This is a genomic window from Streptomyces sp. MS06 (genome assembly GCF_047200655.1).
In the GTDB taxonomy this organism is placed as follows: domain Bacteria; phylum Actinomycetota; class Actinomycetes; order Streptomycetales; family Streptomycetaceae; genus Streptomyces.
The window spans coordinates 194,733-215,018 of record NZ_JBJZOJ010000003.1 but is presented as its reverse complement, the minus strand read 5'-3'; the positions used below and the strand labels follow the sequence as shown (position 1 = coordinate 215,018).

At 72.1% G+C, this 20,286-nt stretch carries 14 protein-coding genes; 7 read left to right on the top strand and 7 right to left on the bottom strand.

Annotated elements, in window-relative coordinates:
- The first annotated feature begins 261 nt into the window (after positions 1–261).
- The 5 genes from ACL02U_RS03000 to ACL02U_RS02980 all read left to right on the top strand — a co-directional run bounded on the left by ACL02U_RS03000 (position 262) and on the right by ACL02U_RS02980 (position 5,590).
- The gene (locus tag ACL02U_RS03000) at positions 262–762 is read left to right on the top strand and encodes a tetratricopeptide repeat protein (protein ID WP_412788994.1); all 501 of its coding nucleotides are present in this window, start codon (positions 262–264) and stop codon (positions 760–762) included.
- Between the two features lie 61 nt (positions 763–823).
- Positions 824–2,740, top strand: coding sequence for a hypothetical protein (locus ACL02U_RS02995; RefSeq protein ID WP_412788993.1), 1,917 nt, complete (start codon positions 824–826; stop codon positions 2,738–2,740).
- A 122-nt stretch (positions 2,741–2,862) separates the two neighbouring features.
- A complete protein-coding gene (locus ACL02U_RS02990) occupies positions 2,863–3,777 on the top strand; it encodes a metal-dependent hydrolase (protein ID WP_412788992.1) in 915 nt (304 codons plus the stop codon).
- Entirely contained in the window at positions 3,777–4,832 is a 1,056-nt protein-coding gene (locus ACL02U_RS02985; protein WP_412788991.1) for a PDR/VanB family oxidoreductase, read from the top strand. The genes ACL02U_RS02990 and ACL02U_RS02985 overlap by 1 nt, the downstream gene beginning before the upstream one ends.
- Before the next feature lie 68 nt (positions 4,833–4,900).
- A complete protein-coding gene (locus ACL02U_RS02980) occupies positions 4,901–5,590 on the top strand; it encodes a TetR/AcrR family transcriptional regulator (RefSeq protein ID WP_412788990.1) in 690 nt (229 codons plus the stop codon).
- Between the two features lie 30 nt (positions 5,591–5,620).
- On the opposite strand, the gene ACL02U_RS02975 is transcribed toward ACL02U_RS02980, so the two are convergent.
- The 7 genes from ACL02U_RS02975 to ACL02U_RS02945 all read right to left on the bottom strand — a co-directional run bounded on the left by ACL02U_RS02975 (position 5,621) and on the right by ACL02U_RS02945 (position 17,348).
- Positions 5,621–5,986 (bottom strand): 5-carboxymethyl-2-hydroxymuconate Delta-isomerase, encoded by a 366-nt coding sequence (locus ACL02U_RS02975; protein WP_412788989.1) that lies wholly within the window; start codon positions 5,984–5,986, stop codon positions 5,621–5,623.
- Between the two features lie 35 nt (positions 5,987–6,021).
- Positions 6,022–11,424: a pullulanase-type alpha-1,6-glucosidase gene (gene pulA, locus ACL02U_RS02970; protein ID WP_412789004.1), complete on the bottom strand. Its 5,403-nt coding sequence runs from the start codon at positions 11,422–11,424 to the stop codon at positions 6,022–6,024.
- A 331-nt stretch (positions 11,425–11,755) separates the two neighbouring features.
- The gene (locus tag ACL02U_RS02965) at positions 11,756–12,034 is read right to left on the bottom strand and encodes a hypothetical protein (RefSeq protein WP_412788988.1); all 279 of its coding nucleotides are present in this window, start codon (positions 12,032–12,034) and stop codon (positions 11,756–11,758) included.
- Between the two features lie 109 nt (positions 12,035–12,143).
- Complete coding sequence (locus ACL02U_RS02960) at positions 12,144–13,826, bottom strand: glycoside hydrolase family 13 protein (protein WP_412788987.1); 1,683 nt, start codon at positions 13,824–13,826, stop codon at positions 12,144–12,146.
- Positions 13,827–14,015: 189 nt separating this feature from the next.
- Positions 14,016–14,927: a sugar ABC transporter permease gene (locus ACL02U_RS02955; RefSeq protein ID WP_412788986.1), complete on the bottom strand. Its 912-nt coding sequence runs from the start codon at positions 14,925–14,927 to the stop codon at positions 14,016–14,018.
- Positions 14,928–14,940: 13 nt separating this feature from the next.
- Entirely contained in the window at positions 14,941–15,948 is a 1,008-nt protein-coding gene (locus ACL02U_RS02950; RefSeq protein ID WP_412788985.1) for a carbohydrate ABC transporter permease, read from the bottom strand.
- Positions 15,949–16,064: 116 nt separating this feature from the next.
- On the bottom strand, positions 16,065–17,348 hold the full coding sequence (locus tag ACL02U_RS02945) for an extracellular solute-binding protein (protein ID WP_412788984.1): 1,284 nt from the start codon (positions 17,346–17,348) through the stop codon (positions 16,065–16,067).
- A gap of 483 nt (positions 17,349–17,831) precedes the next feature.
- Between ACL02U_RS02945 and ACL02U_RS02940 the strand changes: the two genes are divergently transcribed.
- Both ACL02U_RS02940 and ACL02U_RS02935 read left to right on the top strand, forming a co-directional pair.
- Positions 17,832–18,866 carry a LacI family DNA-binding transcriptional regulator gene (locus ACL02U_RS02940; protein WP_412788983.1) on the top strand — a complete coding sequence of 345 codons (1,035 nt, stop codon included), beginning with the start codon at positions 17,832–17,834 and terminating at the stop codon, positions 18,864–18,866.
- Between the two features lie 253 nt (positions 18,867–19,119).
- Positions 19,120–19,980: a phosphatase PAP2 family protein gene (locus ACL02U_RS02935; protein ID WP_412788982.1), complete on the top strand. Its 861-nt coding sequence runs from the start codon at positions 19,120–19,122 to the stop codon at positions 19,978–19,980.
- Positions 19,981–20,286 lie beyond the last annotated feature (306 nt).

The following is a 20,286-nucleotide window of genomic DNA, read 5'->3' as shown; positions in this document are numbered from 1 at the left end:
CGACTGCCGATGAGCCCGCGGGCCGCCGCACCCGGTGGCCGGTTCGCGACCGCGCCGCCCACACGGTGACCCGTGGAGAGCCGGCGGTGAGCCCCACCTCACCGCCGGCTCTCGCCGTCCGGCAACCCGCAGCGCAACGGCCGGTCCCGCGAGCACCGGCGGGTCCCGCGAGCGCCCGTGGGACTCCCGGCCTCCTCGCCCCGCCGGCCCCGGCACCCGAATCCGGTACCGGGATCCGCACCGCAGTGCGAGAGTGTGCCGATGGATCAAGCCTGGGAAGACCGCGCCGCCGCCGCATGGGCCCGCTTCGACGACTACCCCGAGGACGAGGCGGCCGCGTTCCGCGCGGTGATCGACGCGCTCGTGGCGGAACTGCCCGAGGACAGCCCGCTCGGCCCCTTCGAGCAGGCCTGCGCCTGGGACTCGACCGGCCACTCGGACAAGGCCGTGCCGCTGTACCGGGAGGCGCTGGCCCGCGGGTTGGCCGGCTACCGCGGCAGGCGTGCCCGGATCCAGCTGTCCAGCTCGCTCAGGAACATCGGGCGGGCGGAGGAGGGCGTCGCCCTGCTGACGCCCGAACTGGACGGCCCGTCCGACGAACTGGACGACGCGGTGCGCGCCTGCCTGGCGCTGTGCCTGTCCAGCCTGGGGCGCGACCGGGAGGGCCTGTCGCTGGTGCTCGGCGCGCTGGCGCCCCACCTGCCCCGGTACCAGCGGTCGATGGCGAACTACGCCCGGCAGCTGGTCGAGCCGGAGGGCTGAGCGGGAGGGCGACCGCCCTCGAGGGCGGTGACCTCAGGAGAGTTCGCTCGTTCTGCTGAACGTGCAGTCACAGGATGTCGCCCCGCGCCCCCCGGCCTCCGCGGCCGGTCCCGTCGTCGACGTCGAGCAGGCCGAGGCCGCGCTCGTCGAGCACTACCCGCGACTGGTCCGGCTCGCCTACCTGGTGCTGCCGCCGGGCCCGGGGCGCGGCAGGCGGGTGATGACCGCGCACGCACTGGTCCAGCGGGCCCTGCCCCGGGGCCGGGCTTCGACCCCCGCGATTCCGGCCCAGTCGGCCGGACAGAACGACGACCCCGGCTACGCCCTGGTGCGCCTCCAGGTGGTGCGGGCGGCGCTGGAGGCCGGACTGCCGCTGCGCCGCCGGGCCTGGCCGCGCCGGGCCCAACTGCCGTCGGCGCTGCCCCGGGTGTGGGGCCTGAAGCTGTTCCCGCACTCGGGAGGCGCGGACGAACCGGCCCTGGAGCAGGAGCTGTCGGCCCTGACCGGACCGGCTCGCGCCGCCTACGTGCTGCGCGGGCTGGACGGGCTGGGGGACGCCGAGGTGCGCAGGGTCCTCACCGCCGCCGGGGTCGCCGACCCGGCGGCGGCGCTGCGTGAGGCGGACGGCGTCCCGGAGCGTCACCGGCTGCTGCAGTCCGCCGAATTCGACGCCTGCGCACTGCAGGCGAGGCCCACCGATCTGCTGCGCCGGCGCCAGCACACACGGGCGGCACTGGCCGCGGCGGCGGCTCTCGCGGTGTGCGGGGCGCTGGTCGCGCTGCCGGGTGGCGGCTGGGGCCGGGACGGCGCGGCCGCGCCGGTGTACGCGCAGAACCCGGCCGCCGAGGCCGCCCTGGACCCCGGGAAGCTGGTCCGGGTGGGTCCGGCCGCCTGGAAGTCCGCGACCCGCACCGGGTTCGCGGTGTGGCCGGCGCGCGGTGACCGCCTCGGCGACACGGCCCTGCTGCGGCGCGCGCTCGCGGTCTGGGCGCGCCCGGGCGAGAAGGTGCGCGTCTCGGTGACCCCGGGGACCGCAGCCGGCGGCCCGCCCGGCCCGCCCCAGCTGCTGTACGCGGGCACGGTGGACAACGCGCGCGTGGTCATCCTCTACGACGGTCTGCGCATCGCCCGGTACGCGGAGCCCAAGGAGAGCACCGCGGGTGCCGTGCTCGACCTGGCGCGGGTCGACGGGGCGACGGGTGCCGGGGCGGCCGCGGTCGTCCTGGGCCGCTCCGACGGCAACGTCCGCTATCTGACCGCGCCGTGGGTGAAGAGGACGGCGGAGCGGGACCTGCTGGAGCCGGACTCCGGGGCGATGGACCTGACGGTGACCGACGGGATCACCGCCCCGCTGGCGGGCCCGGCGGCCGGCGGGGCCTGCACGTCCTGGAACGTGCTCCAGGTGACCGACTCCTCGGGCACGCACCTGCTGTCCGACCTGGGGGAGCTGGTGCCGGCCCGGCTGACCGCGGGGAGCCCCGGGGACCCCCGGGAGGTGGCCGGGTCCCGGGCCCTGCACGACTGGGCCCCGTACGCCTGCTCGCTGGGCGCCGTGCGCGCGCGGGGGGTGCGGTCGGTGAACGCCTGGCGGTTCGCCGAGCAGCCGCTTCCCGGGGGTGCGGGGACGGCCGACTGGGTGTGCACCCGTGCCGAGACCTGGCGGGGTGACGGGACGCGTGCACTGGCGCAGATCCGTACGCCGGGCGGGCGGTTCGCGTCGATCGCGGCCAAGGCGGACGACGCGCCGGCCTGCGGGCCGCGTGATCCGCACGCGCTGGCCGGGGTGCTGTGGAAGGCGAAGTCGGGATCCTGGTACCTGCTCGCGGCCGGTGACGGGGACACGGCGTCGATCCGTGCCACGGGCGGGGTCGAGGCCACCGCCTCGGGTCACCTGCTGTCCGCCCGGGCGAAGCAGGGCGCGCAGGCCGAGCTGGCGGGCACGCTGAAGGACGGGCGGTCGGTGCAGGGACTGCACTGAACGGACGGGCGGTCGATGCGGGGACCGCACTGAACGGACGGGCGGTCGATGCGGGGACTACGCCGGGCGGCCACCGGCACGAAGGGGTTCCCCCGACGCGTACCCGTCAGTATATTGACGCCATGTCTAACAAGCAGGCCGCTCGGGCGCCCCAGCCGGTCGATGCCGAGCGGACGCCGCTCACGGCGCGCAAGGTGTCCTTCTCCTGGGAGGACACCCCGCTCCACTGGGTGCCGGACGATCCCTTCACCACGCACACCATCAACGTGCTGCACCTGCTGCTGCCCGCAGGTGAGCGGTGGTTCGTGCACGTCTACAAGCAGGTGCTGCCCCTGATCCGGGACGAGCGGCTGCGCGAGGACGTCATCGGGTTCATCGGCCAGGAGGCCATGCACTCCCAGGCCCACGACGAGGTCCTGCCGCACCTGAGGGAGCAGGGGCTCGACCCGACGCCCTACACCGCCCAGGTCGACTGGATGTTCGAGAAGATGCTCGGGGACCGCACTCCCCCGCTGCTCGGCAGGCGGATGCGGCGCTGGTGGCTGCTGGAGCGCGTCGCGCTGATCGCGGCGATCGAGCACTACACCGCCTTCCTCGGCGACTGGGTGCTCAACGCCGGGGAGCTGGACCGGCGCGGCGCCGACCCCACCATGCTGGACCTGCTGCGCTGGCACGGCGCCGAGGAGGTCGAGCACCGGTCCGTCGCCTTCGACCTGTTCACCCACCTCGACGGCGGCTACCGGCGCCGCGCCCGGACCTGGGCGACGGCGTTCACCGCCCTGGTGTTCCTGTGGCAGCGGGGGATCCGCTTCTTCATGGCGAACGACCCGACGGTCCGGCACGGCAGGGCCACCTTCCGGGACTTCCACCGGCGCGGGCGGCGCGGCCTGCTGCCCTCCACCTCAGCGGTGCTGCGGTCCGCGCCGCGCTACCTCAGCCGCGCCTACCACCCCTCGCAGGAGGGCTCGACCGCCCAGGCCGTCGCCTATCTCGCCGCCTCCCCCGCGGCGCGCGCCGCGGAGCGGAGGGCCGGCTGATGCCCGCGCCGGGACTGCGTACCGTGGCCGCCGCCGCGGGTGCGGCGCTGCTCGCCCGGCGGGCGCTGCGCCGCCGGATCCAGGCCGCCCCGCTGTGGCCGATGCCCGCACTGGCGGAGCCGATCTCCGGGCGCCCCCGGTCGCGTGCGCCGCGGCTGCTGGTGACCGCGCACGAGGAGATCGCCGACGGTGTCGTCCGGGTCCGGCTGGAGGGGCACGGCCTGCCCCGCTGGGAGCCGGGCGCCCACCTGGACGTAGTGCTCCCCTCCGGACTGGTGCGGCAGTACTCGCTGTGCGGCGACCCCGAGGACGGCTCCTCGTACACCTTCGCCGCCCGGCTGGTCGAGGACGGCCGCGGCGGCTCGCGCGAGGTGCACGAGCGGCTGCGGGAGGGCACGGAGGTGCGGGTGCGCGGCCCGCGCAACCGGTTCCCGCTCGTCGGGGCCGCGTCGTACGCGTTCGTCGCCGGGGGCATCGGCGTCACACCGCTGCTGCCGATGGTGCGCGCGCTCACCGGGCGGGGCGCGGAGTGGCGGCTGCTGTACGGCGGCCGCACCCGGGCCTCGATGCCTTTCCTGGAGGAGCTGGAGAAGCTGGACGGGGGGCGGGGCCGGGTCACCGTCGCCGCCGAGGACGCGGTGGGCCGACCGGATCTGGACACCTGGCTGGCCGGGGTGCCGGAGGGCGCCGCGGTGTACTGCTGCGGTCCCGAGGGGCTGATGGCGGCCGTGGAGGAGCGGGTGCCCGGGGTGCGGACCGAGCGGTTCGCGCCACGGGCCGCGGCCGGCGGGGACGGCGCCTTCGAGGTCGAGCTGCGGCGCAGCGCCCGGACGGTGACGGTGCCGGCGGACTCGACCGTGCTGGACGCGGTGCGCGCCGAACTGCCCGACACGGCCTACTCCTGCGCGCAGGGTTTCTGCGGAACCTGCCAGCAGCGGGTGCTGGAGGGCGAGGTGGACCACCGCGACGAGCTGCTGACGGACGCGGAACGCGCGGACTCGATGCTGATCTGCGTGTCCCGGGCGCGCGGGGACCGGCTGGTGCTCGACATGTGAGGGAACGGTGCGAACACCGTGGGCGGCCCGACAGGTTCACGGCCGGAATCGATCGGTAAGGTGTTCGCATGAGTACCGGGGTTCGCCGCAGAATGGGAGTCGACGAGCGACGGCAGCAGTTGATCGGCGTCGCCCTCGAACTGTTCAGCCGCCGCTCCCCCGACGAGGTCTCCATCGACGAGATAGCCTCCGCCGCGGGGATCTCGCGGCCGCTGGTCTACCACTACTTCCCCGGCAAACTCAGCCTGTACGAGGCGGCGTTGCAGCGCGCCTCGGACGACCTGGCGGCCCGGTTCAGCGAACCGCACGAGGGTCCGCTGGGGGCGCGGCTGCTCCGGGTGATGCGCCGCTTCTTCGACTTCGTGGACGAGCACGGGCCCGGCTTCTCGGCCCTGATGCGCGGCGGTCCCGCGGTGGGCTCCTCGACCACGAACGCGCTCATCGACTCGGTGCGGCAGGCCGCCTACGAGCAGATCCTGGCGCATCTGGGCGTGTCGGAGGCGCCCGCGCGGCTGGAACTGGTCGTCCGGTCCTGGATCTCGCTGGCCGAGTCGACCGCGCTGATCTGGCTGGACGGGCGGCGCATCCCGCGCGAGGAGCTGGAGGTGCAGCTGGTGCGCGACTTCGCCGCGCTGGCCGCGGTCAGTGCCGCCTACGACGAGGAGATGGCCGGGGTGCTGCGCCGGATGGCCGAGAACGAGCCGGCCGACGGCCCCTTCGCGGAGCTCGCCGGCCGGCTGCTGTCCCTGGCGCCCTGAGCGGGCCTCCTTCCCGAACGGGCGCTCGGACTAGCGCTCGAACTTCCGGTACGACGCGTCGAGGTCGCGGACCTCGGCGGAGGCGTGCAGCACGAAGTCCCCTTCCGGCGTGCAGTCGCGCAGCAGTTCCAGCGTCGCCTCCGCCAGCCGTGCCTTGGCCTCCTCGCTCCGACCGGCGAGGAGCCCGATCGTCACATGGACGACGATGTGCTCCTCGCCGTCGGAGTCCGGCAAGCCGACCAGGGTGCCCTCGCTGGCCCGGAACTGCGTCTTGCAGGTCTCCGACTTCGCTCCCGCGATCTCGACGGCCGCCTCGTGCAGTGCGTGGGCGAAGCTCCCGGCGTCGAAGCCGGAGTCCAGCAACTCGTCGGTGTAGTCGACGGTGATCTGCGGCATGAGCACTCCTGTTCTACGGCTGCGGAGGCCTCACCCTAGTCCGCCGCCCGGGTGAACACGGCGACGGTCCGTGCCGGGACGGTGAAGGTGCCCGAACCGGCCGCGTAGGAGGAGGTCTTCACCACCGGGTCCGCGCCGCAGGCTTGTACCGGGTGCAGCCGGTACCGGCTGCCGGCGAGGGCGGCGACGCGCTGCTCCTGCTGCTGCGGGGTGGCGTTGAAGACGACGACCAGGTCTCCCAGGCGCATGGTGATCACGCCGGGCGTCTCGTCCTTCCCCGACAGCGGGAAGGACAGCCGATCCTGCACCTGCCCGGCCGTGCCGAGGGAGAACGCGCCTTCCGTGGTGCGGATCCTCAGCAGGTCGCGGTAGGCGGCCGAGGTGGCGTCGATCTGCGGGCAGCCGACCCGGACCGAGTCCAGCAGCGGCTTGGCGTAGTCCCACTTGGACCGGTTGTCCGCGGCCATCGGCAGTCCGCGTCCGAAGCCGTTGCCGTCGGCGCAGTTCCAGTGGATGGCGTTGAACCAGTCGCCGCTGTCGAAGGAGTTGCGGTCCAGAGACTTCGAGCGCAGCAGGTCGGTGCCCGCCTGCGACAGGGACGGTCCCTGCGACAGGGCGGCCGTGGCCATCGCCAGTACCTGCATGCGGGCCCGGTCGGCGGGGCTCGTCGACACCGGCAGCTTGTAGGTGAGGGCGTCGAACAGGGACTCGTTGTCGTGCGCGTCGGCGTAGGCGAGGGCGTCGCCGGGGGCGTCCGCGTAGCCCGCCGGGGAGCCGTTGTAGTCGATCTCGGCGCCGGTGACCTCCTTGCCGTCGCTGTCGGTGAAGCGGTACTTCGCCAGGTTGCCGGTCAGCCCCACCTTGATGAGGTCCTGGTAGTGCAGCAGGCGGGCCTTCTGCTCGGCGCGCGTGCCGTTGGCGGTGGAGCCGTTGGGGTCGGTGTAGAGGCCGGAGGCGAAGCCCTGGATGCCGGGGTCGGCGTCGAAGGGACTGCCGCCGCGCACCGCGTCGCGGGCGCGGTCGGAGAAGGTCGCGATGCCGGTGCCGGCCATGTTCTTCTGGGTGGCCTGCACGAAGCGGGCGTCGTTGGCGACCTCGCCGAAGTTCCAGCCCTCCCCGTAGAGGATGATCTTCTTGCCGTCGACGCCGTCCTTCTCCGGGGTGAGCGCGTCGAGTGCCTTGCGGACGGCGAGGATGTTGGCCTTGGGGTGGTGGCCCATGAGGTCGAAGCGGAAGCCGTCGACCTTGTACTCCTTGGCCCAGGTGACGATCGAGTCGACGACCAGCTTGCCCATCATCGCGTTCTCCGGCGCGGTGTTGGCGCAGCAGGTGCTGTTGGCGACCGAGCCGTCGGCCAGCAGGCGCTGGTAGTAGCCCGGTACGACCTGGTCGAGCACGCTGGTGTCCGCCTCACCGGCGGCCGCGGTGTGGTTGTAGACCACGTCCATGACGACCCGGAGGCCGTCGCCGTTGAGCGCCTGGACCATCCTGCGGAACTCGACGGTGCGGGCGGTGCCGTCCGGGTCGGTGGCGTAGGAGCCCTCCGGGACCGTGTAGTGGTACGGGTCGTAGCCCCAGTTGTAGGCGTCCTTCGCGGCGACGTCGGCCACGCACTGCTGCTGCCGGTCGGAGTCGGCGGCGTAGGAGGCGAGGTCGCAGTCGGTGCGTTCCTGGTCGGCCTTCTTCTCGGGGATGGTGGCGATGTCGAACGCCGGGAGCAGGTGGACGTAGGAGGTGCCGGCCGCGGCCAGTTCGCGCAGGTGCCGGGAGCCGTCGCTGTTCTTGTCGGTGAAGGCCAGGTAGGTGCCCGGGTGCTTCGAGGTCGGGTCCGCCGCGGAGAAGTCGCGGATGTGCAGTTCCTGGATCTCGGCGTCCTTCAGCGGCACCGCCTTCGGCTTGGCCAGGTTCTTCCAGCCCTTCGGCGCGAGGGACCGGTCGTCGAGGTCGACGACGAGGCTGCGCTTGGAGTCGGCGGTGAGGGCGAGGGAGTAGGGGTCGGTGACCCTGTTGGTGACGATCTTGCGGACGCTGGGCGCCCACACCTTCACCACGTACCGGTAGGGCTTGTTCCTCCAGGAGGCCGGCCCGGTGACGGACCAGACCCCGGTGGCGGCGTCGCGGTGCATGCCGACGGTGCGGCGGCCGATCTCCAGGCGTACCGACTGCGCGGTGGGCGCCCAGACGGAGAGGGTGGGACGGCGGTGGTGGAAGACCGGGCCGAGCTGCGCCTCGGTGGCGCCGGGGTACAGGTCGTCCAGCACGCCGGCGATCTGCACGCCGGTCGCGGTCAGCACGGCGCCGTTGGCGGCGAGCTGGGTGGCGACGAGCTGGCCGCGCAGCGCCTGGCGGACGCGGTCGCGGTCCCGGGGGTCGACGGACCAGGCGGTGTAGTCCTTCAGGTGCGGGAACTTCGCCTTCTGCGCGTCGGTGAGCGAGGTCTTCGTCAGCCGCAGCCAGCGTTCGTCGTCACTGCTCAGCACGCCGTCCTCGGCGGTGATGGAGCCGTCGTGGGAGTAGCGCAGCTGGGTGGAGGCGGCGCCGTCGGCGCCGTTGAGGGCGACGGTGTCCCGGTCGATCCAGATCGCCTTGGAGGTGGTCAGGTCGACCGCGGCGGCGGAGCCCGCGGGCTGCGGCAGCAGGTACTCCTCCTGGCCGCTCAACAGCCACACCTCGTGCCCGTCGGCGGTGAGGTCGAGGGACTGGTCGGTGGGCAGGTCCTTCTCGTCGCCCTTGTGGACGATGTAGCTGAGACTGGTGGCACCGTCGCTGAGCGGCACCTCGAAAACCGCGCCATAGGAGTCGATCCTGACCGGCTGCAGCGGGTTCGACCAGTCGGTGGGCCGGGCGGCGCCGGTCCACACGTGCAGGCCCCAGCCGGTGTAGTCGCCGTCGGCGCGGTGGTAGTGCAGGACCGCCTTGCCGGGGTCCGGGGCGGGATAGGCGGGCCTCTGGGTCAGCACGTCGGGCTTGCCCTGCTCGATCCACACCTCACCGGTCCGGGTGACGTCGATGGTGCGGTCGGCGGAGACGTCCTTGTTGCCGTCGTGGTCGATGACGAGGAAGCCCACGCTGGAGGCGCCCGGCTTGAGCTTGACGTAGGCGAAGGCGCCGTAGGCGTCGCGGCCGGTGAAGGGGTGGCTGGCGGGCCAGGTGGTGGACTCGCCGTCGGCGAGGTCGCCCCAGGCGTACAGGCCCCAGTCGGCGTAGTCGCCGTCGGTGCGCTTGTAGTGCACGACCGCGTAGTCGCGGGAGGAGGCGGTGGGGACCTCGGGCGCGGGCGGGGTGCCGGTGGTGCCGGCCGCCAGGGCGCTCGCGGTGTGCCCGGCGGAGTCGGTGACGACGGCCTTGTAGCGCAGCGCGGTGCCGGCCGGCACGTCCGCGCCGATGGTCTGGGTGACCTTGTAGGGGGCGTGGTCGGCGGAGCCGAGCACGCGCCACTTCGCGTTGCCGACCTGCGCGGCGAAGACGACCCGGTCGAGCTGTCCGCCGCCCGTGACGTCGGCGGAGAGCGTGACGGTGCCGGTGGCGCCGGCGTCGGGGGCGTGCAGGGTGACGGTCGGGGCGGTCGCGGGCCGGGCGAGCGGGCCGGCGGCCTTCAGGACGATCGCGGACTCGGCCGGCACGGTGACGGTGGTCTTCCCGCCGGCGTCGGAGGTGACGGTGGCGTCGGTGCCGTGGATGCCGGTGTAGGCCATGTCCGCGGAGCCGGCGGCGAACGTCGCGGTCCTGGCCTGGCCGGCGTTGTTCAGGGCGACGACGTACTCGGTGCCGGTGCGGGCGTCGGTGCGGGAGAAGGCGTACACGCCGGGACCGTCGTCGGCGTAGCGCTCGGTCTGCACGCCGTCGGTCAGGGCGGGGTTGGCGCGGCGCAGCCGGGCGAGGTCGCTGATCTGCCGGTAGAGGGGTGCGGCGGTGTCGTAGGAGTCGCTCGCGTGGGTGCGGTCGGTGCCGATCTCGTCGTCGTCGAGGTAGTCGGCGACCTTCGAGGCGAACATCGTCTGGCGGGCGTCCTTGTCGCCGCCGGAGCCGGTGAAGCCCTGCTCGTCGCCGTAGTAGACGACCGGGTTGCCGCGGCTGAGGAACATCAGCTCGTTGGCGAACTCGTCCTTCTTCAGCAGCTCGGCGTCGGTGGCCTTCGGGTTGTCCTGCTTCAGGAAGTACCCGATGCGGCCCATGTCGTGGTTACCGAGGAAGGTGACCTGCTCGTAGGCGTTGGCCTTGTCGGTCGTGTACTTGTAGTCGTCGCCGAAGACGGCCGCGAGCTTGGCGGCGCTGCCGCCCTGGGAGGCGTACTCCCTGGCCGCCTCCTGGAAGGGGAAGTCGAGGGTGGCGTCCAGGCGTCCCCGGGTGACGTACGGGGACGTGATCGAGGTGTCGGCGGAGTACACCTCGCCGAACATGAAGAAGTTCCTGCGGCCGTGCCGTGCGGCGTACTTGTCCAGCGCGGTGGCCCACTGGGTCCAGAACGGCATGTCCACGTGCTTGACGGTGTCGATGCGGAAGCCGTCGACGTCGAAGTCCCGCACCCAGCGCTGGTAGATCTTCTCCATGCCCTTGACGACCTCGGGACGCTCGGTCCACAGGTCGTCGAGGCCGGAGAAGTCGCCGTAGGTGGCCGATTCGCCGGCGTAGGTGGAGTCGCCCCGGTTGTGGTACATCGTCGGGTCGTTGAGCCAGGCCGGGACCTTGCTGTCGCTGGTGACCGTCGGAGTGCGGGGGAAGGAGTCGGCGTCGACGGCGGGGAAGCGGTGCCGGCCGTCGGCGTAGTCGGCGTCGTCGAAGGGCCTGCCGTCCTTCGTCAGGTACGGGAAGGCGCCCTTGGAGAGGTAGTCGTAGGACTTCTCCCGGTAGTCGACGAGGTCGGCGGTGTGGTTGGTGATGACGTCGAAGAAGACCTTCATGCCCTTGGCGTGCGCCTTGGAGATGAGGGTCTTCAGGTCCTTGTTGGTGCCGAAGTGCGGGTCGACCTGGGTGAAGTCGGTGATCCAGTAGCCGTGGTAGCCGGCCGAGGCGTCCGCTCCGGTGCCCTGCACGGGGCGGTTCTTGAAGATGGGCGCCATCCAGATCGCGGTGGTGCCCAGGCCCTTGATGTAGTCGAGCCTGTCGGTCAGCCCCTTGAGGTCGCCGCCCTGGTAGAAGCCCTTGTCGGTGGGGTCGTAGCCGGTGCTGAGGCGGGAACCGGTGAGCCCGCCGCGGTTGTTGGACGGGTCGCCGTCGGCGAAGCGGTCCGGCATGACGAAGTAGAACTGCTCACGCGTGTCGTCGTGCCGGGCGGGCTGGGCGGCCAGCCTGGCGTCCGACGGAGGCGGGGGCGGGGAGGCCGCCTGCGCGGCGAGTGGCTGGATGAGCGCGGCGGCCAGGGCGAAGGCCGCGACGGCGGCGCTTCTTCCGCGGTGCGCGGGACGGCGTGTGCGGCGCGCCGTCCCTCTCGGTATCAGGTCCACAGGCGTGAACTCCTTGCTGAAACGGCTCGAAAGGGCCTTCCGCAGGCCCGTTGGGTCCGACCCCTGCGCCGCGGCACGGCTTCGCCGCCGGGCGCCCGCGTGACCGTATCGCCGACGAAACGATTACAGCAAGAGTCTTGAAAGCATCAGCAAGAACTTTCAACCAGTGTCTTGACGTTGCCGGGCCGGCTGCTCCACCCTCCTCGGAGGGAGGGGTGAACTCCGCTGCCCGGGGCCGCAGATGGCCGACTCCTCGGCCCGCTCCCCGCAGTCGGCGCCGTTCTGCGACCCCGGCCGCCGGCGCCGTCCGACCGCGCCCCGGTCGTCACTCGGCAGCGGTGTCACCGGGAGGGCCGGCGGCGGTGATGCGGGTCAGGAGTGCGCGGGCCGTCCCGGTCCGCGGATGGGAAGGATGCAGCGACCGCTCGCAGTCGGTCAGCGCCAGCCGGGCCGCCGCCTCCGCCTCGGCCCGTCGTCCCAGCCCGTGCAGGGCCCTGGCCCCGGCCTCGGCCGCTTCGAAGTCACCGTCGGCGACGAGCTGGTTGAGGCGTTTCAGCTCGGCCACCCGCCGGGCCCGCCACCAGGGTATCCATGTGATCTTCACGGTGCGCGAGGGTACGCGGGCGCCGGAAGGGCAGCCGGTGCGGGTGTAAGGCGGCGGCCCGCCGCCCGTTGCGGGCGGCGGGCCGCAGTCCGCTGGAGAAGGGCCGCGGTCAGGCCGTGGTCCACCACACGGTGGTGTCCGCGGGCAGCTTCGCCTCGCCGCCGGCCTCGGTCACCTCACCGCTGGCGAGCAGCACCCGGCCGTACGCCGGCGTGGTCACCGACTCCCCCGTGGTGTTCGCCACGCACACGAACGCCCCGCGCCGGAAGGCCAGGACGCCCTCGGGGGCGCGCAGCCACTCCACCGAGGAGCCCGCGCCAAGGTCCGGGTGGGCGCGGCGGGCGGCGAGCGCGGAGCGGTACATCTCCAGGGTGGAGCCGGCGACGCCGGTCTGCGCCTCGACGCTCAGCTCGCCCCAGCTGTCCGGCTGAGGAAGCCAGCTGCCGCCGCCGCCGAAGCCGTACGAGGATCCCGTGCGCGTCCACGGGATCGGCACCCGGCAGCCGTCGCGGAAGCCGTCCTGGCCCTCGCCGCGGAAGTAGGCCGGGTCCTGGCGGACCTCGTCGGGCAGGTCGACGACGTCCGGCAGTCCGAGCTCCTCGCCCTGGTAGACGTAGGCCGAGCCGGGGAGCGCCAGCATCAGCAGCGTCGCCGCGCGGGCCCGCCGCAGGCCGAGCTCGCGGTCGCCGGCCAGGCGGATCTGGGTGCCGAGGCCGGGCGGGTTGGCGAAGCGGGTGGCGTGCCGGGTGACGTCGTGGTTGGAGAGCACCCAGGTGGCGGGGGCGCCGACCGGGCGCATGGCGTCCAGGGTGCGGTCGACGACCTCGCGCAGTTCCGCGGCGTCCCAGGCGGTCCCCAGGTACTGGAAGTTGAAGGCCTGGTGGAGTTCGTCCGGGCGGACGTAGTTGGCGGTGCGCTCGATGGTCGGCGTCCACGCCTCGGCGACGAAGATGCGCTCCCCGGCGTACTCGTCGAGCACCGTGCGCCACTGCCGGTAGACCGCGTGCACGCCGTCCTGGTCGAAGAACGGCATGACATCGTTGCCCAGCAGTTTCACCTGGTCGTGCGAGCCCAGGTCCGGCAGGCCCTCCGCCTTCACCAGGCCGTGGGCCACGTCGATGCGGAAGCCGTCCACGCCCATGTCCAGCCAGAAGCGGAGGATGGAGCGGAACTCGTCGGCGACGGCCGGGTGCTCCCAGTTGAAGTCGGGCTGCTCGGGCGCGAAGAGGTGCAGGTACCACTCGCCGGGCGTGCCGTCGGGTTCGGTGACGCGGGTCCAGGACGGGCCGCCGAAGATGGACTCCCAGTCGTTGGGCGGGAGTTCACCGTTCTCGCCCTTGCCGGGGCGGAAGTGGTACCGGTCGCGCAGCGGCGAGCCGGGGCCCTCGGCCAGGGCGCGCTTGAACCACTCGTGCTGGTCGGAGGAGTGGTTGGGCACGAGGTCGACGATGACGCGCAGGCCGTTCTGGTGCGCGTCGCGGATCAGCGCGTCGGCGTCCAGCAGGTTGCCGAACATCGGGTCGACGGCGCGGTAGTCGGCGACGTCGTAGCCGGCGTCGGCCTGCGGGGAGGCGTAGAACGGGCTCAGCCACACGGCGTCCACGCCGAGTTCGCGCAGGTAGGGAAGGCGGGAACGGACGCCTTCGAGGTCGCCCATGCCGTCGCCGTTGTCGTCGGCGAAGCTGCGCGGATAGACCTGGTAGATGACCGCGTCCCGCCACCAGTCGCGGTGCTGGGCGACGGTGGCGAGGGCGGAGTGCGATGCCGGGTCGGCGGCGGAGTGCTGGGTCATGGCGTCCTTGATGCGGTTGGTCCCCCTGCTCGAACGACGCCGAGTGTGGGGGATCGGATGCGGTCGTCAGGTCGTGCTGCGCGGCGGTGTTTGCCAGGGCGGCCGCGGTGCCGGCGGGGTCGGATGGACACCGCGGCCGCCCACCCGCGCGGGACAGGCGCGCGGGAGCCGTGGGTCGGCGGGCGGGGCTCAGCCCTTGGTGCCGCCGGCGGTGAGGCCGGTCACCAGGTTCTTCTGCACGAGGTAGAAGAAGACCGAGACCGGTATCGCGATGAGCACCGCGGTGGCGGCCATCAGGTTGCGCTGGGCGTCGTGCTCGCTGATGAAGCTCTGCAGGCCGACCGCGAGCGTGTACTTCTGGTCGTCCAGCATGAACGTGGTGGCGAAGGCGACCTCGCCGAAGGCGGTGATGAAGCTGTAGAAGCCGGCGACCGCCAGGCCCGGTCGGGCCAGCGGCAGGATCAGCCGGGCGAAGGTGCCGAACGGGCTGAGCCCGTCGACGCGTCCGGCCTCGTCGATCTCGAACGGGATGGTGTCGAAGTAGCCCTTGAGCAGCCAGGCGCAGTACGGCACCGCGGTCGAGCAGTAGATGAGGACGAGGCCGAGGTAGCTGTCGATGAGCTGCAGCTCGGACAGGATCTGGTACATCGGCACCATCAGCACGGCCACCGGGAACATCTGGGTGACCAGCAGCACCCACATGAACTTGCGGTAGGCCGGGAAGCGCATGCGGGAGACCGCGTAGCCGGTGGTGGCGGCGATCATCACGCCGAGGAACGTGGTGCCGAGCGAGACGATCAGCGAGCTCTTCAGCCAGTCGAAGAAGTTGGTGTGCTGGATGACGAAGGAGTAGTTGTCCAGCGTCATCTTCCCCCAGATCTTCCCGGGGTGCAGGTAGTCGTTCTTGTCCGGGCCGAGGGACAGGAAGACCAGCCAGGCGACCGGGAAGAAGGCGATGACGCTCGCGGTGATCAGCAGGGCGTGGGAGGTCAGGGCGACGCCGGGGCGCGGCCGGCCGCGGCCGCGCGCCTTGCCCGGGAGGGCCGCCGCCGGGGTCCGGTCGGGCGCCGCGGCGGAGTTCTCGACGGTGGTGGTACTCATGGGGACTCCTGCCTCAGATCGCGAGCTGCTGCTCGTTGCGGTTCAGCCAGCGGCGGTAGAAGGAGGTGAAGACGATCAGGATGGCCAGCAGGAGGATGCCGTAGGCCGCGGACTGCGCGAAGTCGCGCGGCTGCTGTCCGAAGCCGAGGTAGTAGGCCCAGGTGACGAGGATCTGGGCGTCCGGCGCGGAGTTCTTGCCGAACAGCAGGAAGATCACGGCGAACTGGTTGAAGGTCCAGATGATACCGAGGAGCACGACGGTCGAGCTGACCGTGCGCAGTCCGGGAAGGGTGACGTAGCGGAACCGCTGCCAGGCGGTGGCGCCGTCCATCTCGGCGGCCTCGTAGAGGGTGGAGTCGATCGACTGCAGTCCGCCGAGCAGGGAGACCATCATGAACGGCACCCCGCACCAGGTGTTGACCATGATCGCGGAGAAGCGCTGCCAGAAGGTGTCCTCCAGCCAGGCGGGCGAGGGCAGGTGCAGCGAGTGCAGCAGGGAGTTGACGACGCCGCCGTCGGAGAGCATGATCCGCCAGCCGAAGACGGTCACGAAGGTGGGCACGGCCCAGGGCACGATCAGCACCAGGCGGTACAGGGTGCGGCCGCGCAGCTTCTGGTTGAGCAGCAGGGCGAGGCCGAGGCCGATGCCGTAGTGCAGGGCCACGCAGCCCGCGGTCCACGCGATCGTCCAGACGAAGTGCGACCAGAAGCGGTCGTAGGACGTCGGGCCGAACAGGATGTCCTTGTAGTTGTCGAGCCCGACGAACTTGTAGGTGGCGTCGATGTGGTTGGCGCCGATGGTGCGGGCCGTGTTGAGGCTGTCGGCGTCGGTGAGGGTGAGGTAGAGGCCGTACACCAGCGGATACAGCACGAGGACGCCGAGCACGACGACCACCGGCGCGATCATCGCGTACGCGTACCAGTGCTTCTGGAAGCTCTGCTTCAGGCGCTGCCCCGGCCCTGGCCGTGGGGCGCGGTCACCGCGGCGCTTGCCCGTCGCGCGGTCGATGGCGACTGTCATGGTTCGACAACCTTCGTGAGGTCCTGAGGATCAGCGGATGAAGGGGTACGGCACACGGCCGGTGGCCGCCGGGCCCCCGCCCCGCGGGGACGGGACGGCCCGGCGGCCACTCGGGCTCACTTGCTGAAGTCCGGCACCAGCTTCTGGATGGCCAGCTCGGCGTTGCTCAGGCCCTTGTCCAGGGACTCCTTGCCACCGGCGATCTTGGGCAGCTCGGTGTCGAGCGGACCCCACAGGGAGCTGTACTCCGGCAGCGCCGGGCGCGGCTGGGCGGCGGGCAGGACGCCCTGGTAGCCGGCGATGCCCGGGTCGGCCTTGACCTCGGCGGTGTAGGCGTCGTCACGGGTGGGCAGCGTGGAGTTCTTCAGCGCGATGGTCTCCTGCGACTTCGCGGAGGTCATGAAGTGGACGAACTTCAGCGCGGCCTTCTGGTGGGCGGAGTCCGAGCCGGCGTACACCGCCAGGTTGTGGCCGCCGGTCGGGGCGCCGGCCTTGCCGGCGGAGCCGGCCGGGACGGTGGCGATGCCCAGGTTGTTCTTGTCCTGGAAGGCCGAGCCCTTGTAGATGTTGGTGATCTCCCAGGGGCCCTGGATGATCGCGGCGACCTTGCCGTTGACGAAGGCGTCCTCGATGTGGGCGTAGGCGTCGGCGGTGGTGTCCGCCTTGTGCAGGCCCTTGCCGTCGAACAGGCTCAGCCAGGTGCCGTAGCCCTTCTTGGCGGCGGCCGAGTCGATGGTGATCTTCTTGGCGGAGGCGTCGACGGTGTCGGTGCCCGCGCCGTACAGGAACGGCTGCGCGAAGTACGCCTGGGTGGAGCCCCAGTAGCCGTCGACGCCGGTCTTGTCCTTGACGGTGGCGGCGTCGGCCTTCAGCTCGTCCCAGGTCTTGGGGGCCTCGGTGATGCCGGCCTTCTGGAACAGCGCCTTGTTGTAGACCAGGGCCAGGGTGTCGGTGACCAGCGGCACGCCGTAGGTCTTGCCCTCGTACTGGGCCTGGGTGATCAGGTTGGGCTGGAACTTGTCCTTGTCGGCCAGGGCCTCGGTGCCGTCCAGCGGCAGGAAGTAGCCCTTCTTGGCGAAGGCGGGCGTCCAGCCGACCTCGGAGCGCAGCACGTCGGGGGCGCCCTTGGAGCCGGCGGCGGTGTCGAACTTGTTCTGCGCCTGGTCGAACTGGACGTTGACGTACTTGACCTTGATGCCCTTGTTGGCGGCCTCGAAGTCCTTGATCAGGGCCTGGTACGTCGGCGCCTCGTTCGTGGCGTTGGACGTGTCCCACCACGTGATGGTGACCGGACCGTCGGCCTTGCCGCCGCTGTCGCTGCTGTCGCCGCTTCCGCCGCAGGCCGTCGCCGCGAGGGCGACGGACGCCACCAGCGCGGTGGCCGCTATGCCACGCCGCATGAGATCTCCTTGAGGGTGAAGCCCGTGTGGTGCAGGGGGCGGTCCCGTTCGCCGTCCTGCCGACTTGCCGACCGCGTCGAGTGGGGGCCCTCCCTCTCGGTCGGAGCCGAGAGTGGGGAACGCCGCCGGGCGACAGGGAACGTAACAGCGATGCAATCAGCGCGAAAGACCTTGCAGAAAAAAAGTGCAAGACATCTCCGAAGTTATCCGGGCGTGACCTGTCGTCGACCGCCGCGAGACCGCTCGATGACGCCGCATGACCCGCTGTTTGCGGGAACGGGGCAGCAGGGGGCAGGCTTGTGCAAGACTCTGCAAGCTCTTGCCATCGGTTTTCCGCGCGGTCATCATCCGTTGCGGACCGGACGCCCGACAGATTCACGAGGGAACGCGATGACGCAGCAGCGCGCCGGGGGCCGCAGAACGGTCCGCCAACGGCGTCCCATTGGTGTGCAGGGCGAGGTCAGACCGGTACAGTCCATTGCTGTGACCACACGGCTTGCCGATATCGCCGCGCAAGCGGGGGTGAGCGAAGCGACCGTCAGCCGGGTCCTCAACGGGAAGCCGGGCGTCGCCGCCACCACCCGCCAGTCGGTGCTGGCCGCCCTCGACGTGCTCGGCTACGAGCGCCCCGTGCGGCTCCGCCAGCGCAGCGCGGGCCTGGTCGGCCTGATCACCCCTGAGCTGGAGAACCCCATCTTCCCGGCCCTGGCGCAGGTCATCGGGCAGGCGCTGACGCGGCAGGGCTACACCCCCGTGCTGGCCACCCAGACCCCGGGGGGCTCCACGGAGGACGAGCTGACGGAGATGCTCGTCGACCGGGGCGTGGCCGGCATCATCTACGTCTCCGGACTGCACGCGGACACCAACGCGGACATGCAGCGCTACGAGCAGCTGCGTGCGCGGGACGTGCCGTTCGTGCTGGTGGACGGCTTCTCACCGAAGGTGCAGGCGCCGTTCATCTCGCCCGACGACCGCGCCGCCATGACGCTGGCGGTCACCCACCTCGCCTCCCTCGGCCACACCCGGATCGGGCTGGCGCTGGGGCCGAAGCGGTTCGTGCCGGTCCAGCGCAAGATCGACGGTTTCGTGCGCGCCGTGCAGGACCAGTTGGGCCTGGCGCCGGAGACGATCGAGACCGAGCTGATCCAGCACTCCCTCTACACCCTGGAGGGCGGCCAGGCCGCCGCGACGGCGCTGATCGACCGCGGCTGCACGGCCGTGGTCTGCGCCAGCGACATGATGGCGCTGGGCGCGATACGGGCGGCCCGCCAGCGCGGCCTGGAGGTGCCGCGCGACGTGTCGGTGGTCGGCTTCGACGACTCCCCGCTGATCGCCTTCACCGACCCGCCCCTGACGACCATCCGCAAGCCGGTCCCGGCGATGGGGCAGGCCGCGGTGCGCACGCTGCTGGAGGAGATAGGCGGGACGCCCGCGCCGCACAGCGAGTTCGTCTTCATGCCGGAGCTCGTGGTGCGCGGTTCCACCGCCTCGGCCCCGGGCGACCGCACCCGCCCCTGAGACGGGCGCGCCCCGGAGCCGCTGCCCGCTGCCGCGCTCCGGGGCACCCCGGGACGTCCGCCTCCGCGCCGGCCTCCCGGGCGCCCGTGGCGCTCCGGTCCCGTCCCCCGGCACGCGGGCCGGTTCGGTGCGCTCCGTACCGTCTCGTATTCCTGCGGTAGCCGGCCCCGGTACAACGGGCGCAGAACGTGCGAACCGGTTCCGACCAGAGGATGATCGGAGGAACACGGCTTTTCTGACAGACTCTGTGCTCATGGGTGAGACGACCGCGACGACACCTGAGGGCCGCGAGGAGCCCGTTCGGGGCCCTGTTGCGGTCCGGGGCGGACACGTACCGAGGCAGCGGTGGCGTACCCCGCGCCGGCCCCGGCTGTGGTTCGAGGTACTGCTCATCGGGGTGAGTTACTGGACGTACTCGCTCATCCGCAACGCGGTCCCGGAGCAGCGGGCACAGGCCCTGCACAACGCCGACTGGATCTGGCGGGCCGAGCACCGGCTGGGACTGGCCGTCGAGCAGTCCGTGAACCACGCCGTCAACTCGGTGTCCTGGCTGGTCGTGGCCATGAACTACTACTACGCCACCCTCCACTTCGTGATGACGATCGGTGTCCTGGTGTGGCTCTACCGCAGCCATCCGGGGCGCTACGCGGCGGCCCGGCTGGTGCTGTTCGCGACCACGGTGGTGGCCCTCGCCGGTTACTACCTGTATCCGCTCGCGCCACCCCGGTTGATGCCCGGCGGGCACTTCGTGGACACCGTGATGATCCACGGGACCTGGGGGTCGATGGCGTCCGGCAACCTCAAGAGCGTGTCGAACCAGTACGCCGCGATGCCGTCCATGCACATCGGCTGGTCCCTGTGGTGCGGGCTGACCATCTTCGCGCTGGCCCGCGTGAACTGGGTGCGCGTACTCGGCCTGGTCTACCCGGCGGTAACCCTCGTGGTGATCGTCGCCACCGCCAACCACTTCTGGCTCGACGCGGTGGGCGGCGTCCTGTGCCTGGCGTTCGGCTTCGCGGTGTCCTGGCTCTGGTACGGCAGACTGCCCTACTCGATGCCGCGGCGGGTGCCGCCCCCGGCACGGCGCGGGGCGCCGCTGCCGGACCGGGCGTAGCCGCCCGGGCCGCGCACATGTCCGCCCGGTGCGGTGCGCGGGCACCCGCGCGGGCGGGTGCGCCGGCAGTCCTGCGGGCCGGCGGGCGGGCACCCCCTCGGGCGGGTGGGCGGCTGCCGGGGTACGACCGGGCACGGCGGTCTCCCCGGGTCGCCGGGTGCCTCCCCCGGTGCTCCGGCGGACCGGGGCGTGAGAGGTTTCCACGGCTCCGGGACGGGCCGCGCGGGAACACCGGGGTGCCGCAGAGGCCGCAGGTGCGGCGGCGGCCACAGGCGGCGGCGAGGCAGCGGCAGCGGCGCGCCGGAG

Coding starts and splice junctions, on each gene's coding strand:
- ACL02U_RS03000 (WP_412788994.1), top strand. CDS start 262: ATGGATCAAGCCTGGGAAGACCGCGCCGCCGCCGCATGGGCCCGCTTC.
- ACL02U_RS02990 (WP_412788992.1), top strand. CDS start 2,863: ATGTCTAACAAGCAGGCCGCTCGGGCGCCCCAGCCGGTCGATGCCGAG.
- ACL02U_RS02985 (WP_412788991.1), top strand. CDS start 3,777: ATGCCCGCGCCGGGACTGCGTACCGTGGCCGCCGCCGCGGGTGCGGCG.
- ACL02U_RS02980 (WP_412788990.1), top strand. CDS start 4,901: ATGAGTACCGGGGTTCGCCGCAGAATGGGAGTCGACGAGCGACGGCAG.
- ACL02U_RS02975 (WP_412788989.1), bottom strand. CDS start 5,986: ATGCCGCAGATCACCGTCGACTACACCGACGAGTTGCTGGACTCCGGC.
- ACL02U_RS02960 (WP_412788987.1), bottom strand. CDS start 13,826: ATGACCCAGCACTCCGCCGCCGACCCGGCATCGCACTCCGCCCTCGCC.
- ACL02U_RS02955 (WP_412788986.1), bottom strand. CDS start 14,927: ATGAGTACCACCACCGTCGAGAACTCCGCCGCGGCGCCCGACCGGACC.
- ACL02U_RS02950 (WP_412788985.1), bottom strand. CDS start 15,948: ATGACAGTCGCCATCGACCGCGCGACGGGCAAGCGCCGCGGTGACCGC.
- ACL02U_RS02945 (WP_412788984.1), bottom strand. CDS start 17,348: ATGCGGCGTGGCATAGCGGCCACCGCGCTGGTGGCGTCCGTCGCCCTC.
- ACL02U_RS02935 (WP_412788982.1), top strand. CDS start 19,120: ATGGGTGAGACGACCGCGACGACACCTGAGGGCCGCGAGGAGCCCGTT.